We start from the raw sequence: 16,260 nt of genomic DNA on the forward strand, positions 1-16,260 counted from the left end.
CTTCGCCATGAACACCCCGCGCAGTTTGGACAAAATGGTTCCCGTCACCATCCTCACCGGCTTTCTCGGTGCGGGCAAGACCACCCTGCTCAAACGCATCCTGACCGAATTTCACGGCCGCCGCGTAGCGGTCATCGAAAACGAATTCGGACCGGAAAGCATCGACAACGACCTGCTCGTGCAAGACAGCGATGAAGAAATCATCGAGCTGTCCAACGGCTGCGTCTGCTGCACGGTGCGTGGCGACCTGATGCGCACCCTGTCCGAGTTGCGCGTCAAGCGCGAAGCCGGCGAACTGACATTCGAACGCGTCATCCTGGAAACCACCGGCATGGCCAACCCCGGCCCCGTGTGCCAGACGTTCTTCATGGACGACGACATCGCCGAGTACTACCGCCTGGATGCGGTGGTAACCGTGGTGGACGCCAAGCACGGCATGTCCACGCTGGACGAGCAACCCGAAGCCCAGAAGCAAGTCGGTTTCGCCGACCGCATCCTGATCTCCAAGCGCGACCTGGTCAACGAAGTCGACTACGAAGCGCTGCGCCACCGCCTGGTTCACATGAACCCGCGCGCGCCGATCACGCCGGTCAATTTTGGCGAAGTCGACCTGAAGTCGATCATTGACATCAGCGGCTTCAACCTGAATTCCATTCTGGACATCGACCCGGAATTCCTGGCCGATGAGCACCCCGACGCCGCCCACAGCCACGCCCACGACCATGGGCATGACCACGGGCACGATCATGGCCATGGTCACGACCATGACCATGATCACGAAGGCGACTGCGGGGCACATTGCGATCACGCCCACCATCACCACCCCAAGCACGACGACGAAATCGGCGCGTTTGTTTTCCGTTCCAACAAGCCGTTCGATCCCGCGCGCCTTGAGGAATTCCTGGGTGGCGTGGTGCAGGTCTATGGCCCCGACCTGATGCGCTACAAGGGCATCCTGTACATGAAGGGCATCAACCGCCGCATGTTGTTCCAGGGTGTGCACATGATGATGGGCGCCGAACCCGGCAAGCCGTGGACCGCGGCCGAAAAACCGTCCACCAAGATGGTATTCATTGGACGTAAGCTGCCCCAGGAGATTTTCACCCGGGGCTTGGAGCAGTGCCTGGCGGGGTAATCCCCCTTCCCGACGTGACGCGATGCGACGAAGGCAGTACTGTGAGGTACGAGTAACGTAGTCAGCAAGCAGCACCAACCGGGAAAGGACGCCCGCGCCAGGATCGATTCATAGTGGAGTGTTTTCATGGCTACCAAGGCAGCAACTAAAAAATCAAGCAAGTCGACGAGCGATACGGCGATTGATCTGCCCAGCGAGAAGGAATTGCTGGCCATGCCCGAGTCCGACTATATGAACGAACGCCAGTTGGCTTTCTTCAAGGAACGGCTCAAACAACTCGAACAGGACATCCTGGCCAACGCCGGCGAGACCACTGAGCACCTGCGCGAAACGCAGTTCGTGCCCGACCCCGCCGACCGCGCCACCATCGAGGAAGAACACGCACTTGAGCTGCGCACCCGCGATCGCGAGCGCAAGCTGCTGAAAAAGGTGCAACAGTCCATCGCCCGCATCGACAGCGGCGAATACGGCTGGTGTGAAGAAACCGGCGAACCGATCGGCGTCCCGCGCCTGTTGGCCCGCCCCACGGCCACCCTGTCGCTGGAAGCGCAGGAACGCCGCGAGATGCGCCAAAAGCTGTACGGCGACTGATCCGTCCCGTTTTCACGCCATGCCCTGAAAGGCTATGCTGGTTTCCAGCATGGCCTTTTTTATTGGCCGTCGCGCACCGCGCTTGATTTCCTTGGAACCGCCCCCAGCTAGTCCTTTCAAAGGAAGGAACGCATGGAACAATTTCACGCCACCACCATCGTGTGCGTGCGCCGCGGCAACCGCGTCGCACTGGGCGGCGATGGCCAGGTCACCCTGGGCAACATCGTCGTCAAGGGCACGGCCCGCAAGATCCGCCGCCTGTATCACGACAAAATCCTCGCTGGCTTTGCCGGCGCCACCGCCGACGCATTCACGCTTCAGGAACGCTTCGAGGCCAAGCTGGAAAAGCATCAGGGCAACCTGATGCGCGCCGCCGTCGAGCTGACCCGCGACTGGCGCACGGACCGCGTCCTGCGCCGTCTTGAAGCCATGCTGATCGTGGCCGACACCGAGCACACGCTGGTGCTGACCGGTAACGGCGACGTGCTTGAACCCGAACATGGCCTGGCGGCCATCGGATCGGGCGGCGCCTACGCGCAATCGGCCGCGCTTGCCCTGCTGCGCAACACCGAATTGTCGCCCGAGGCCGTCGTCAAGCAATCGCTGGAAATCGCCGGCGACCTCTGCATCTACACCAACCAGAACCACGTCATCGAAACGCTGGGCGACTGACGCCGCCACACGGCGCTTGGGGTGTTCCCCGCGCCGTGGCCGCTTCCCCAGCCCGCCTCAAGCTTCAAGGATTCGCCCTCATGTCCGCATCCAACATGACGCCCGGAGAGATCGTCTCCGAACTCGACAAATACATCGTCGGCCAGAACCGCGCCAAGCGCGCGGTGGCCGTCGCCCTGCGCAACCGCTGGCGCCGCCAGCAGGTGGCTGAACCCCTGCGCCACGAAATCCACCCCAAGAACATCCTGATGATCGGCCCCACCGGCGTGGGCAAGACCGAAATCGCGCGCCGTCTGGCCAAGCTGGCCAACGCGCCCTTCATCAAGATCGAAGCCACCAAGTTCACGGAAGTGGGCTATGTCGGCCGCGACGTCGACACCATCATCCGCGACCTGACCGAATACTCGATTAAGCAAACGCGCGAACTGGAAATGCGCCGCGTGCGCACCCAGGCCGAAGACGCCGCCGAAGACCGCATCCTGGACGCCCTGGTGCCGCCCGCCCGCGGCGCCTCCGGCGAGCCGGAGCGCGGTGAAGACAACAGCGCCCGCCAGACCTTCAGAAAGCGCCTGCGCGAAGGCAAGATCGACGATCTGGAAATCGAGATCGAGGTCGCCCAGGCCGTGCCGCAAATGGACGTCATGACGCCCCCCGGCATGGAAGAAATGGCCGAGCAACTGCGCGGCATGTTCGCCGGCATGGCCCGCGACAAGAAAAAGCCGAAGAAGATGAAGGTGCGCGAAGCCTTCAAGTTGATCGTCGACGAAGAAGCCGCCAAGCGCGTCAACGAAGAAGACCTGCGCACCGTGGCCATCAATAACGTTGAGCAGAACGGCATCGTCTTCCTGGACGAAATCGACAAGATCGCCGCGCGCCAGGAATCGGGCGGCGCCGACGTGTCGCGCCAAGGCGTGCAGCGCGACCTGCTGCCGCTGGTTGAAGGCACCACCGTCAACACGCGCTACGGCATGGTCCGCACCGACCACATCCTGTTCATCGCGTCCGGCGCGTTCCACCTGGCACGCCCGTCGGATCTGATCCCGGAATTGCAAGGCCGTTTCCCGATCCGCGTGGAACTGGAATCGCTGACCGCGGAAGACTTCGTGCGCATCCTGTCCGACACGGACGCGTCGCTGACCAAGCAGTACACCGCCTTGATGGCGACGGAAGACGTGCAGCTGGAATTCACGGATGAAGGCGTGCGCCGTTTGGCCGAACTGGCTTACGAGGTCAACGAAACCACCGAGAACATCGGCGCCCGCCGTCTGTACACGGTCATGGAGAAGCTGCTGGACGAGTTGTCGTTCGACGCGACGTCCAGCCAGGACAAGCACGTGAAGATCGACGCCGCCTACGTCAACTCGCAACTGGCCGAAGCCGCCAGCAGCCAGGATCTGGCTCGCTACGTGCTGTAAGCGCGCGCGCCGCGCGCCCCTCGCCCCTCGCCCTTTACGGCAAAACGCCGGGTGCCGCAGATGCGGGCCACGGCGTTTTTCATGGGCGCGGCATCAGTTCGTGATCGCAGTCACCACGTATTTGCCATCCTTGCGGGTGGCCGTGAAGCGGACCTTATCGCCCGCCTTGATCTTGGCCAGCAGCGCCGGATCGGCGTCATAGACGAGCGTCATGGCGGGCAGGTCCAGCGCCTTGATCTCGTCGTGCTTGATCGTGACCTTGCCCGCGGCCGGATCCACGCGGCGCACTTCGCCGCTGGCATCGGCCTGCTGCGCGAACGCCAGCGGCGTGCCCAGCGTCACAACGGCCATCGCGGTGGCGACGGCCATGGGCATTGCATATTTACGGTCAAAAGCCATAAAGGCATCCTCCTTAGACAGCGAAAGCGTGGGCACACGCCCGACGGCTTTCCACAATGCTAGGATACCGCCGGTATGAAGCAGTTCCGGCGATAGAACGCAACAATCCTGACGGATGATTGCCAGCCTGCCCCTGCCACGGGGCCGGCGCTTACCTCCGGACGCAACCCCATCCCCTCTTTATTCCGATTCAGGACGTTCCATGGCCAACCGCTTATCTGTCATAGCCACCCGCACGGGCGACGGTGGCTCCACCGGGCTGGGGGACGGGTCACGCATTCCCAAGGACGCCCCCCGCGTGGCGGCGCTGGGCGACGTGGACGAGCTGAACAGCGTCATCGGCGTGATGCTCACAGAGCCCCTGCCGCCAGAGGTCTCGCTGGACCTGATGGCAATCCAGCATGATCTTTTCGACATGGGCGCCGAACTTTGTATTCCCGGCCACACCGCGGTCTCGGACGCCCAGGTTGAGCGGCTGGATGCCCGCCTGGCGCACTACAACGCGGCATTGACGCCCTTGCGCGAATTCATCCTGCCGGGCGGCACGCGGTCAGCGGCGCAGGCCCACATGGCGCGTACGGTGTGCCGACGGGCGGAGCGGGCGGTGATCACGCTGGCCCGCGTCGATACGGTAAATACGCCGGTGCGACAGTACCTGAACCGGCTGTCGGACTTGATGTTCGTGCTGGCGCGATACATCAACAGCCGCCAAGGGTCACCCGATGTCTTCTGGACCAGCCCGATATCGCGTAAGTCCACGTAACTCGTGAGAAGAATTGCAAAGCAGCAGCGTTGAGCTCCGCTGCGCTTAGACGTTGTAACTTGCATATTTCGCACCACACTTTGTTTCATTTATAAGGTGGGCTCAAAGGCCTTGCGGCATAATTACAGGTTATTCGAGCGGGTTAGCGCACCGCGCTCACGGCTCAAGGACTATATAAGAATGAGTATTATTGTTACCGGCGGAGCGGGTTTTATCGGCTCCAACTTCGTCCTCGACTGGTTCCAGGAACACAACGAACCCGTCGTGACCTTGGACAAACTGACCTACGCGGGAAACCCGGACAATCTTGCATCGCTCAAAGACAACCCCGCACATAAGCTAGTGCAAGGGGATATCGGCGACTTCGACCTGGTCAGCCGGCTGTTAGCCGAACACAAGCCTCGTGCGATTCTCAATTTCGCAGCCGAATCGCACGTAGACCGTTCGATCCACGGCCCGGGCGAATTCATCCAGACGAACATCGTCGGCACGTTCCATCTCCTGGAAGCTGTACGCGCCTATTGGAGCGCCTTGCCCGATGATGAACGCGCTGCGTTCCGCTTCCTGCACGTGTCCACCGATGAGGTCTACGGCTCTCTGGAAAAGGACGATCCCGCGTTCAGCGAGACCAATCGCTACGAGCCCAACAGCCCGTATTCGGCTAGCAAAGCAGCCAGCGACCATCTGGTGCGCGCCTATCACCACACGTACGGGCTGCCGGTGCTGACCACCAACTGCTCGAACAACTACGGCCCCTATCACTTCCCCGAGAAGTTGATCCCGCTGGTCATCCACAATGCGCTGGCCGGCAAGCCGCTGCCGATCTACGGTGACGGGCAACAAATCCGCGACTGGCTGTACGTGAAAGACCACTGTTCGGCGATCCGACGCGTGTTAGACGACGGCAAATTGGGCGAGACGTACAACGTCGGCGGTTGGAATGAGAAGGCCAACCTTGACGTGGTCCACACCCTTTGCGCGCTGCTGGACGAACTCAGCCCCCGAGCTGATGGCCAGCCGTACAAGAACCAGATAACGTTTGTGAAAGACCGTCCTGGCCACGATCAGCGTTACGCCATCGATGCCTCGCGTCTGGAGCGCGAGTTGGGCTGGAAGCCCGCCGAGACCTTTGATACCGGCATTCGCAAGACGGTGCAGTGGTATCTGGAAAACCAGGATTGGGTCGCCAACATCACCAGCGGCGCGTATCGCGATTGGGTTGATACCCAGTACAACGCCTGACCCGCCGATATCGGCCTCGCTGCCGCAAACCTCACCCAAACGGTGGGTTGCCGGACACTCCCCGAGCATCGGGGAGTGTATGTCGCCAACTATGCCTATCCCGAGTACTTTTTTTGCCACATTGCCGACTATTCATGCAGGTAGCCCAGTGAACCAGCAAGTTGCCATCCTTCTTTGCACCTATCAGGGCGAAAAGTATCTGGCCGAGCAGTTGAACTCGTTCACGGCGCAAACCTATCCGAATTGGACACTGTGGACCTCTGACGACGGATCCACCGATTCGACGCTTAGCCAACTGTCGGCCTTCGCGCAACAAAACAATCCGGGCCAAGTCACCGTGCGGCCAGGGCCGCGTAAAGGGTTTGTGAAGAACTTCATGTCCTTGATCTGTGAACCGACTCTACACGCGGACTATTACGCCTTGTCGGATCAGGACGACATTTGGCACGCTGATAAGCTCGAACGTGCCGTAAATTGGCTCCGCCAGATACCTGAAGGGCAACCGGCGTTGTATTGCACGCGCACCGAATTGATTAACGATGCGGGTCAGCGCATCGGCTTCTCGCCGCTGTTTTCGCGCCCTCCCGCTTTTGCCAATGCCCTCATGCAGAACGTCGCGGGGGGCAATACCATGGTGATGAATCACGCGGCTCGTGAATTGCTGCGCGAGGCTGGCGCGGATGTGGATGTGATAGCGCACGATTGGTGGGTATACATCGTTATCAGCGCTTGCGGAGGCCAAGTTCATTACGATGGCCAGCCCTCACTGCGCTACCGTCAGCACGGAGACAACCTTATTGGTGCCAACGCGGGCTTAGGCGCCCGCCTCTTACGGATCCGAATGTTGTTTCAGGGGCATTTGAAACTCTGGACCGACCAACATATCCATGCCATTACCCCGTTGCTGCCCAAACTGACGCCTGCCAACCGCCGTATTTTCGACCGATTCATTAGCGCCCGCCAACGCAGTCTGCTTCCCAGGGTGGTAGGCATCAAGCGTTCAGGCGTTTATCGTCAGACAGTGCTGGGCAATCTCGGATTATTAGCTGCCGCAGTGTCCAATCGAATCTGAAGACTATTATGAAAATTCTACTGCTCGGCAAAGATGGCCAAGTCGGCCATGAATTGCAACGCACACTACTGCCGTTGGGTGACGTCTGTACTTTCGGTCGTCAGGGCGCAAATCTTGAGGACGCGGATGGCTTGAGGCAGTTGCTTCACAGTCAAACGCCCGACATTATCGTCAATGCTGCCGCCTATACCGCGGTGGACAAGGCTGAAACCAATCAAGAGGCAGCCTACGCCGTCAATGCGACTGCAGTGGCCGAAATGGCGCAGTACGCAAAAGAGACCAATGCGCTACTGGTGCACTATTCAACAGACTACGTGTTCGATGGCGGCAAGGCCGGCCCCTACGACGTCAGCGACCCGACAAATCCGCAGAGCGTCTATGGCGCCACCAAACTTGCAGGCGAAATCGCCATCGCAAACAACGGCTGCAAAGCGCTGGTATTCCGCACAAGCTGGGTGTTCTCAGCCCACGGAGGCAATTTCATCAAGACGATTCTGCGCCTCGCCAAAGAGCGAGATGCCTTGAATATCGTTGCTGACCAACATGGCGCTCCGACCTCTGCCGAACTAATTGCGGATGTCACCGCGCTGGCCATTGCCGGCCACCAGCAAGGCATATTGGCTAGCGGGCTCTATCACCTGACCGCCGCGGGCCACACGACCTGGCACGGCTTGGCCACGCACGTGGTCGATCGAGCCCGTCACAATGGTTTGGAGCTCAAGGCAGAGACTGCCAATATCAAGCCAATTCCGACCGAGCAGTACCCCGTACCTGCCACTCGGCCCAAGAACTCGCGGTTGAATACGATCACCCTGACCGCCCCGCTGAAGCTGCAACTGCCGGATTGGACCGCACACGTCGACCGCACGGTAGATCAACTTACGTCATTGGAACTTTCCGCATGAAACGCAAAGGCATTATCTTAGCCGGCGGCTCCGGCACCCGACTGCACCCCGCCACTTTGGCCATCAGTAAACAATTGCTGCCGGTATTTGACAAGCCAATGATTTATTACCCGTTGAGTACGCTGATGCTCTCCGGAATCAAGGACATCCTGGTTATTTCCACCCCCCAAGATACGCCGCGTTTCCAGCAGCTGCTGGGGGATGGGTCGCAGTGGGGCCTCAATCTGCAATATGCCGTACAGCCATCGCCGGACGGCCTGGCGCAAGCTTTCCTGATTGGGGAAACCTTCCTTGGCAACGATCTTTCGGCACTCGTGCTGGGGGATAATATTTTTTACGGCCACGACTTCCACCAGTTGCTCGCCAATGCCAATGCTCGTGTAGATGGCGCCAGCGTGTTCGCCTATCACGTGCACGACCCCGAACGCTACGGTGTGGCGGAATTCGACGACAACGGCACTGTCCTATCCTTGGAAGAAAAACCAGTCAAGCCAAAATCCAACTACGCGGTCACGGGGCTGTATTTTTACGACAAAGACGTGATCGATATCGCCAAACAAATCAAACCGTCACCTCGCGGCGAGCTGGAGATTACGGATTTGAATCGGGTCTACCTCGATCAGGGCAAGCTCAGTGTGGAAATCATGGGCCGAGGCTATGCCTGGCTGGACACCGGCACGCACGAGTCGTTATTAGAAGCCAGCCAGTTCATTTCGACTTTGGAAAATCGGCAAGGGCTGAAAGTTTCCTGCCCGGAAGAGATCGCATTCCGCAATAAATGGATTACCCCGGACCAACTGGAAACGTTGGCGGCGCCCTTGGCCAAGAGTGGCTACGGCAAATACCTGCAACGCCTCTTGGTTGAAAAAGTCTACTGATAAAACCTGAGATACGCGCGTTGGCTGCAAGCCATGAACGCGCGTATCTCAGTATGAAGCAACCATCACTCCTTGGGCTTCACGCCCTCGCGATATTCATGGGGCACCCACGGCCCCCACTTGCTTTCATACACCTGGCGGTTATCGTTAAACAACTTAATCCGCCTTTCCATTCCCATCAGATTGAAAGAAGCTGAATGATGGTGGTGGATAAATACGTCTTCCGCGCACACCACCGTATGGCCAATCTGTTGGACCCGCCGGCAATAGTCATCATCCTCGAACATGCCGATACCAAAGGCTTCATCGAGATCGCCCACCCTTTCGTATATCGCTCGGGGAAAGGCCACGCAGAAGAAAGCCGCCGTATGCAGAGGAAGCTCCTTCCCCATATTGCTAGACGTATACATCCGAGCCGCAGATTCCATTTCTGCCATCGAATCATATGAGATCTGAATCTTCGATTCATTTCCAATATTGTTCGTGACAGGCCCCACGATGCCGATGTCTGGATTTCTTCTCAAATGGCGAACCAACGTTCCCAACCAGCCAGGCGTCACGTAAGTATCGTTATTGAGCAGGACCAGGTATTCGCCGCGCGCTTCCTTCATACCTTGATTGTTTGCGGCAGCAAAACCCCGATTATCCGAATTTAGGATAATCTTACGGTTCTCTCCGCGACTTGCCCACTCCCGAAGGTACTCTGGCGTTGAATCACGGGAATCGTTGTCAACAACGACTACCTCGAAATTCTTGTACTGAGTATTTTTCTCCAGGCTGTGGAGGCAGGCATCAGTCAGCTCCAGCTTGTTGTATGTGACCAGAACCAGCGTCACTAACGGTGGAATATATTGTTCGATATGCTGGATGATGACGCGTGCTCGGTTCACGCCCACATCATCATTATCGACAGCGGGCAAAAGCACGTTGCCACCTAGGTCACGCACCTGCTGGGCAAGCGCTTCCGATGGAGCCAAAACAAGGTCGGCAGCACGAATTGCCCGCTCATGCAGGTTACCCAGCCCAGGCTCTTGACCGACCCAATTCTGATAATCGCTCGAGATCTCATAGATCAAATGGCGATTGGGTACCTGATCTGCCCAGGTCGACCAAAAGGGATGCTGCAAGATTGAAATAATAGACGCCGGGGCAGCCTGAATCAAAAACAATACCAAACTGGCTCGCAAGGCTTCCGCCATCATCGAACTAGCGCTCAGGTCATCAATGGACCCAGGATTGCCCACATTCAGGTACACAACGTTCAAGAGGCCATTGTCGGTAACCGTCTCCAGCCGGAAGCCCGGTTTCTCGTCGTCTCCGAATCGCGGCGTGAAAAAGTAAACGCGGTGACCCCTATGCGCCATATCCAGCGCCGTTTGCCGCTGTGGGGCGCTCTGAGCTTGCCAATCCGCTTGTCCCCAGACAAAAACGTCGGCTCGGCCCAGCCCCCCTCGAAGCGGCGGGGTGAACACCGGTGCTACTGCCCACTTGCCTTGTGCGGCGGCCTGTGGCGTTGTCGGCGACGCGGGAGTGGACGGCGGCGCCTCACCAATCAGTGAGCGTCGAACGGCCTGCTTCCAAGCCGTAGGCAAGGGCATGCGCCGGTAGGCTAGCCGCGCCACAGACAGAAGCGTGCGCTTGCCATGGTGAGCAGCCGAGCCCAGGCTGCGTAGCGGAGAGGTCACACGCCAGGAGGTGCTATGACGGACAGCAGACAGCTCGTGATTGCGCGCCGACAGCTCTGCGTCGCGTGCGCGCAGCTTCGCTTCCAACTGATGGGTTCGATCAAGAAATAATTGATTGGTGGCCTTGAGTTCCTTGCGCAGGCGTTCCAGTTGTTGTTCCGGGCAAACAGAATCTTTCCTAATTTTCAAATCACCCAAATATAGGCCTAGCGTCGGGATTTCCAGACCTGAAGCATATATAAGGACAATTTGTTCGCCATCGACGCCCGTATCTTCGGGCGCGGAATTTTGCATAACAGTCGAATAAATAAGGGTAAAAGAGCCCGCCACGGAAGCCGGGATATTTCCTTTATCAAACGATGATGCATGGCTGGGCGAGCGGCGATACTCCCGATAAGGAATAACCACTACCAAGTATTTTTTGGCTCTCGCCGCGATATTTTCAAGGACACGCTCAGGGTTGGTAAAACGCTGGAGCTTATTGATGACGAAAACCACATCGTATGTCGCAGCAGGATTATCAATGTCGGAATCCAGATAATTGGCCACCAAAAATTCTGGCCTTGCATACCTGCTACGAGCGGTCTCGATTAAATCGCCTGCCGCATCGACCCCCGTGACCTTGATATTCAGTCTTTGTGCCAGAAGGTCCGTACCTTGCCCGGCCGCGCAAAGCCAATCGCATGACGATGCCGCGTCTTTTCTTATTTTTCTTATAAACCAATGGGGCAGATTATCGATAGCCGCTAGATAGAAAACTTCAGGCCCCACCCTATTTTTTAACGGGTCTTCGCTATCGTTCGAAATTTCGTGAGCTTCGCTGTTGGGAATTAGCAATTTTGAATCCGCGAGTTGTCAGCGCTCGACCGCGCCCCCTTTTTCAAGTTAGACGCTTGTTGGTGCTTACAAAAAATAAAAAAGCCGGGGGGCCTGTGGAGCCGCAAACCTTGAATAAAAATGCGGATATAGATTGAGCGATGGTAACATTGCACCCTCGAAGTCGCCAACTGGTCCCCATGCTCGGAGCTGCGTTTTTTCTTCGTGCCGCGAGCGACAACGCTCAGATTGAGACGACTACGGCTGCGCTTGGCGTGCTTAGTCACGAAACGTCAAAGTAACTATATGAAACTGAAAAAAAGGGTCGTTTGCATCGTGGGGACTCGCCCCGAAGCAATCAAGATGGCACCAGTCATCCGGGCGTTCCAGGATTGCGATTGGACCGACACCATCGTGCTGTCTACAGGCCAGCATCGTCAAATCCTGACGCAGACGTTAAGCGACTTTGGCGTCCGTGTTGATCGGGACCTTGACATTATGCAGGCCAATCAAAGCCTTGGCGCCCTGACTGGCCGCCTGTTCCTGCAACTTGACGCCGCGCTGGAGAATCTCGCCCCTGATCTGGTGCTTGCCCAAGGTGATACGACCACAGTGATGGTCGCGTCCGTAGTCTGCTTCTATCGGCGCATACTATTCGGCCACGTGGAGGCTGGGCTGCGTACAGGGAATCTGCATCATCCTTTCCCGGAAGAATTCAATCGCATCGTGACGGGCAGAATTTCCGCCTTGCATTTCGCCCCGACCGAGTTGTCTAAGAGCAACCTGGAGGCCGAAGGCATCGACGCGGCATCCATAAAGATCACAGGCAACACGGTCGTCGACGCCCTCCTGAGCATGGCGAACCGAACAGAGCCGGCGGATTTCGGTACCTCCGGGCCCCTCGTACTGGTTACGGTGCATCGCCGAGAGAACTTTGGAGAACCGTTAAAGCGCATCTGCGCGGCGCTACGCCAGCTGCACGACGAATTCCCGGATCTGACCCTTGTCTACCCTGTCCACCCGAATCCCAACGTCCACGACGTTGTGTCGGGCCTGCTGGGCGACCTGCCTCGCATGAAACTCATACCGCCGGTCGGCTATCGAGAAATGGTGGGGCTTTTGAAGCGCTGCACCTTTGTCATTACTGATAGCGGAGGCATTCAAGAGGAAGCGCCGGCCCTTGCCAAGCCTGTGCTCGTCGTCCGCGAAGTGACGGAACGCCCCGAGGCAGTGGCTGCCGGCGTCGTCAAGATTGTCGGCACGGAGACGGGCAACATCGTGGAAACGGCGACGCGTCTGCTTCACGACGCAGACTACTTCGGCCAGATGAGCCGCGGTGATTCACCTTATGGCGACGGGCACGCCAGCGCGCGAATTGTTGCCGCCGCTCACGCAGCCCTGTTCGATACCCCCGGCGGTCTTTCGGCGGTTGCCGACTGGGACCTCACGCAAATCCCCAAGGGCGCTTAAAGGCGGCCCGATGGTATGCAAGACATCCTGCATCAAATTCAAGACCCGGTCATCGTTATGGCGAATGGCGTCAACCCTATGGATGACAAGCCCCGCGAGGGCTATCACCAGCGGGTCGCCACGGTCGACTCCTACTTGAGCGGGCGCAATCGTATATACGTAACTGTCAATGCCGCTATCGGACCCAATCATCATGTTCGACGGCTGGGGGATGACTGCTTCGAACTTGAGATTGGAGACCAACCAAGCACCGCGGTCCTTCAACTGTATCGGCGCGCCATCGCCATCTATTCGCACAGCATTTTCCCCTTGGCCCACCCGCAAATCCGCGACCTTATAAACTCGCGCGGCGGAAAGTTTATTGTGGACATGCACGGAGTGGTGCCCGAAGAAACGGCTTTCATGGGCGACAAGGAATACGCCCAGGTCCTCGATCAACTGGAATCCTGGGCGGTACTTGAAGCAGACATTCGTATCTATGTCACGCGCAGAATGTCATCGCACTTCAAGAAAAAGTACCCCTGGTCGGAGGGAATTAATATCGTATGTCCGATATTCCCGGAGGCCCAAAAAGGAAAACGGGTTGCTAAACAGCCCAATGGGACGGTGGTGTACGCCGGCGGCGCACAAGCGTGGCAAATGGTGGATCGAATCGTGGAAGCGGTTCACAAATCTTTGTCGATGTACACGGCGAAAATACTGACACACGAACCCGAGATATTTCGGCAGAAATTTATTGCAAGAGACTGCTCGATAGATGACGCGCGACTATCTATCTACGCAGCAAGACCCGCCGACGTGCGGACGGTCTATTCCGAAAGCAGCTATGGAATTTTATGCCGCGAGCCTCATATATTGAACCGTGTTGCCTGTCCGACCAAACTGATTGAGTATCTCAGCTTCGGGCTTTTACCTATTATGGGCACACCTGCGGTCGGGGACTTTGTCGACCTGGGAATGCGGTACGCGCGCATGGAAGACCTTTCCGAGTGCCGCTTGCCCGTGGACGATGAATACAGAAATTTGGTTTCGAGCAACTTCATCGTGCTGGATCGGTTGGCTGAGCTTGCTGAAAGAGGCCGAAAGCAGTTGCTGGTCGCAATAAGCTGAAGAGAATCCATTGCGAAACGCTAATAAGAACACAGCAAAGGGTTTGGGCGGTGGGCTGCTTTGTGCGCTGGCATTCCTGGGTTTCCGATACCTCTGGCAGGAATCCGCTTGGCCGCTTCAAGGACTGCACGATGATGTCATCTGGTCAATGGGAGTTGTCCTGACTGGCCTGGCATTTGCACTCTTGTCATTCCGCCACGCCCATGCACTGCTGCTGGTCGTTACGCTCGGATGGATTGGCCTGGGGGTAGGCATAGACCATCTTGCAGTGGTGGCAATTTGGCTTGGCGCATCGTGGTCGCTTGGCGGGTTACTACTTGGCGCGGTGCACAGAGACCAAACCTACGCCTTGACGTATCCCGTCGAAGCCACGGTGGTGGGCATTACCGCCTGGCTTGCCGTCTGGGGCGTCATGCTCCATTTCCAAGCCAACTACCGAGGGGTGTACTGGGGACTGTGCCTGTTACCCTTCGCGCACCTGAGACAATTACCCCAGGGCAGCCTTCGCCTCACGATATCAGGGCGAATCTTCGCTTTTGAAAAGTGGATGCGATCCGTTCCATTTTGGATGTGGGTACCCGGTGTCGCGGTCATGGGCTGGGTGCTACGCTGGAGCAGCATGCCCAGCGTGATGTTTGACGACCATACGCTGCATCTCCGAATGTGGACCACGTTCGTCCATCAGCATCGAGCGGAATTCAATCCAACCGATCACATCTGGTCGGTGGCCCCCTTTGCTTCCGACCTATTGCATGCTGCCCTGTCGTTGATGGCAGGCAGTGACATTCGCGGCCCGTGGAATCTGGCCCTTGCGTTGATGGCCCTCGGACTGACAGCGTCTATTTTGTCGCAGGCCGGCATACGTCCGCGCTGGCAATGGCTTTTGCTGATTCTGCTGGCGAGCACTCCGATGTTCGGAAACCTGTTGCTATCGCTGCAGACAGAGTTGGCGCTGGCCGTTGTTGCCCTAGTCGCCCTGGACCTGATTGGTCGCGCCACGAGAATTGGACGCAACCATATTGTTGGGATTCTGGCGTGCGCCTCGCTTTGCGTTGCGATCAAGCTGCCTGGAGCGGTGCTGGGACTGCTATGTATAGCAGCCCTCACGATGCGTGTGGATTTCCGAAGCCTCATCCCGCAGAAGTGGCCGAATAAGGCCGCATGGCTAACTCTGCTTATCGTGGCATTCGTTGCCCTGCACTCATATGGCGTAGCGTGGCATTTTACGAAAAATCCGACATTCCCCTTATATAACGAAATATTCAGGTCACCTTTTTTCCCGCCTGAAAATTTTAGAGATACGACCTGGTCTGCCGGCTTTTCGCTACGCAGCTATGTTGGCGCCTTCTTTGAGACTTCCAAGTATTTCGAATCCGGCAACTACGCTGCGGGTTGGCAGTATTTGATTCTGTTGCCTATCGCGTTGGTTATGGTCGCGCTTCCAGGAGCACCCCTGCTATTGCGCATTTCCCTCCTTCTGCTGTTTGGATTCGGAGTCGCAATGTTTGCGGCCGTTCAATATTGGCGTTATCTGTTTCCCGTAATGCCCTTGGCCATCATATTGATGGGCGTTCTTTTCATCGATGGACGACCAAAGACACGAATTATATTTTCCTTGTTGGTGGTCGCCTGCATTGGTTTTAACATGCAGCATTACCGCAACATAACCGGATTAATGCAAATACCCGCACAGAGCTTGTTTACCGCAAAAGGACGCGAGTGGGTAGTTCAGACCTTCGCGCCTGTCGCTGCACTTACGAAAACGGTGAATATGCTCTCGCCAGATGCACGGGTGCTTTATCCATTCGAATCGCCGTCGGGCGCAACCCTTTACGGCCATCCGATCTATACCCCATGGTATGCCCCGGCGCGCTCCCTGCGCTTCCAAGGAATCAAGGACGAGCGCGATGCGGCCGCTTTCATAGCTGAAGAGCGTCCAGGCTTTGTTATTGTCAATCAAACCGATACGGGCCCAACAAAAATACCAGCTCGAGCAGTTCGTGAATACGTGGTCAGCCGAAGCCGTCTCATTGACCAGGTAGGGCCATACATGTTGTACCAATTGAGCAGATCCCCGGGATCGCTCACACCCCCAAACTAAAGAGAG

General features: G+C 57.6%; 14 protein-coding genes. 12 read left to right on the forward strand and 2 right to left on the reverse strand.

The annotated features are described in order from the left end of the window. Positions 1 to 7 precede the first annotated feature (7 nt). From AC6LJY_RS06010 to hslU, 4 genes are all read left to right on the forward strand, one after another. Positions 8 to 1,135, forward strand: a complete 1,128-nt coding sequence (locus tag AC6LJY_RS06010) for a CobW family GTP-binding protein (RefSeq protein ID WP_046802983.1) — start codon at positions 8 to 10, stop codon at positions 1,133 to 1,135. A gap of 126 nt (positions 1,136 to 1,261) precedes the next feature. Continuing rightward, positions 1,262 to 1,726, forward strand: a complete 465-nt coding sequence (dksA, locus tag AC6LJY_RS06015; RefSeq protein WP_006216410.1) for an RNA polymerase-binding protein DksA — start codon at positions 1,262 to 1,264, stop codon at positions 1,724 to 1,726. 132 nt (positions 1,727 to 1,858) lie between these two features. Then, positions 1,859 to 2,398: an ATP-dependent protease subunit HslV gene (gene hslV / locus AC6LJY_RS06020; RefSeq protein ID WP_006216412.1), complete on the forward strand. Its 540-nt coding sequence runs from the start codon at positions 1,859 to 1,861 to the stop codon at positions 2,396 to 2,398. Between the two features lie 80 nt (positions 2,399 to 2,478). Further along, positions 2,479 to 3,813, forward strand: coding sequence for an ATP-dependent protease ATPase subunit HslU (gene hslU / locus AC6LJY_RS06025; protein ID WP_104142571.1), 1,335 nt, complete (start codon positions 2,479 to 2,481; stop codon positions 3,811 to 3,813). Between the two features lie 93 nt (positions 3,814 to 3,906). On the opposite strand, the gene AC6LJY_RS06030 is transcribed toward hslU, so the two are convergent. Then, positions 3,907 to 4,212 carry a copper-binding protein gene (locus tag AC6LJY_RS06030; RefSeq protein WP_498135478.1) on the reverse strand — a complete coding sequence of 102 codons (306 nt, stop codon included), beginning with the start codon at positions 4,210 to 4,212 and terminating at the stop codon, positions 3,907 to 3,909. 202 nt (positions 4,213 to 4,414) lie between these two features. Between AC6LJY_RS06030 and AC6LJY_RS06035 the strand changes: the two genes are divergently transcribed. The 5 genes from AC6LJY_RS06035 (at position 4,415) to rfbA (ending at position 9,072) form a co-directional block, all read left to right on the forward strand. Beyond that, on the forward strand, positions 4,415 to 4,975 hold the full coding sequence (locus AC6LJY_RS06035; RefSeq protein ID WP_498135479.1) for a cob(I)yrinic acid a,c-diamide adenosyltransferase: 561 nt from the start codon (positions 4,415 to 4,417) through the stop codon (positions 4,973 to 4,975). A 180-nt stretch (positions 4,976 to 5,155) separates the two neighbouring features. After that, positions 5,156 to 6,217: a dTDP-glucose 4,6-dehydratase gene (gene rfbB / locus AC6LJY_RS06040; RefSeq protein ID WP_485813263.1), complete on the forward strand. Its 1,062-nt coding sequence runs from the start codon at positions 5,156 to 5,158 to the stop codon at positions 6,215 to 6,217. 148 nt (positions 6,218 to 6,365) lie between these two features. Then, the gene (locus tag AC6LJY_RS06045) at positions 6,366 to 7,289 is read left to right on the forward strand and encodes a glycosyltransferase family 2 protein (RefSeq protein WP_498135480.1); all 924 of its coding nucleotides are present in this window, start codon (positions 6,366 to 6,368) and stop codon (positions 7,287 to 7,289) included. An 8-nt stretch (positions 7,290 to 7,297) separates the two neighbouring features. Then, a complete protein-coding gene (gene rfbD / locus AC6LJY_RS06050; RefSeq protein ID WP_498135481.1) occupies positions 7,298 to 8,194 on the forward strand; it encodes a dTDP-4-dehydrorhamnose reductase in 897 nt (298 codons plus the stop codon). After that, entirely contained in the window at positions 8,191 to 9,072 is an 882-nt protein-coding gene (rfbA, locus tag AC6LJY_RS06055) for a glucose-1-phosphate thymidylyltransferase RfbA (protein WP_485813266.1), read from the forward strand. Before rfbD ends, rfbA begins: the two co-directional genes overlap by 4 nt. 65 nt (positions 9,073 to 9,137) lie before the next feature. Here the strand turns inward: rfbA and AC6LJY_RS06060 are convergent, their stop codons facing one another. Next, positions 9,138 to 11,594: a glycosyltransferase gene (locus tag AC6LJY_RS06060; RefSeq protein ID WP_498135482.1), complete on the reverse strand. Its 2,457-nt coding sequence runs from the start codon at positions 11,592 to 11,594 to the stop codon at positions 9,138 to 9,140. Positions 11,595 to 11,879: 285 nt separating this feature from the next. Between AC6LJY_RS06060 and wecB the strand changes: the two genes are divergently transcribed. From wecB to AC6LJY_RS06075, 3 genes are read left to right on the forward strand one after another with little or no spacing between them, the layout of a single operon-like run. Beyond that, positions 11,880 to 13,043, forward strand: a complete 1,164-nt coding sequence (gene wecB, locus AC6LJY_RS06065; RefSeq protein ID WP_498135483.1) for a non-hydrolyzing UDP-N-acetylglucosamine 2-epimerase — start codon at positions 11,880 to 11,882, stop codon at positions 13,041 to 13,043. Between the two features lie 15 nt (positions 13,044 to 13,058). After that, positions 13,059 to 14,153, forward strand: coding sequence for a glycosyltransferase family protein (locus tag AC6LJY_RS06070; protein WP_498135484.1), 1,095 nt, complete (start codon positions 13,059 to 13,061; stop codon positions 14,151 to 14,153). 10 nt (positions 14,154 to 14,163) lie between these two features. Further along, entirely contained in the window at positions 14,164 to 16,254 is a 2,091-nt protein-coding gene (locus tag AC6LJY_RS06075; RefSeq protein ID WP_498135485.1) for a hypothetical protein, read from the forward strand. The last annotated feature ends 6 nt before the right edge of the window (positions 16,255 to 16,260 follow it).

The sequence above is a fragment of the Achromobacter sp. RT286_PF genome (assembly GCF_059760425.1).